At 48.3% G+C, this 478-nt stretch carries 1 protein-coding gene; it reads left to right on the top strand.

The window, feature by feature from the left end:
• A partial coding sequence (locus CES82_RS12545; protein WP_180245740.1) for a hypothetical protein occupies positions 1-478 on the top strand: 478 nt, incomplete at both ends.

Here is a 478-nt window from a genome sequence, read left to right as displayed (position 1 = left end):
ATACCAATCAAACAGTGATTATCCCGTTAGTTGCGAAGACCACAGCATCAAGCGGACCAGCCGTAGCTGCCACAACAACGACAGTCAACTATGAAACCCCAGATGGTAAAATACAAGGCAGTGCTCAGTTAGTAGGCACTCCCGGTACGCCATTTGACCATCAGGTTCAGGAGTATGTTCCGGATGGCTGGCAACTAGCCGTTTCAGTTAGCGAATTACCATTGATTATCGCTCAGGATACCAATCAAACAGTGATTATCCCGTTAATTGCGAAGACCACAGCATCAAGCGGACCAGCCGTAGCTGCCACAACAACGACAGTCAACTATGAAACCCCAGATGGTAAAATACAAGGCAGTGCTCAGTTAGTAGGCACTCCCGGTACGCCATTTGACCGTTATCAGGTTCAGGAGTACGTTCCAGCTGGCTGGCAACTGGCTATTCCGGTTAGTGAATTACCGCTAATTATTGCCCAAGA

This window comes from Secundilactobacillus silagincola (assembly GCF_002583405.1).
Classification (GTDB): domain Bacteria; phylum Bacillota; class Bacilli; order Lactobacillales; family Lactobacillaceae; genus Secundilactobacillus; species Secundilactobacillus silagincola.
This window is presented reverse-complemented; position numbering and strand designations above follow the sequence as displayed.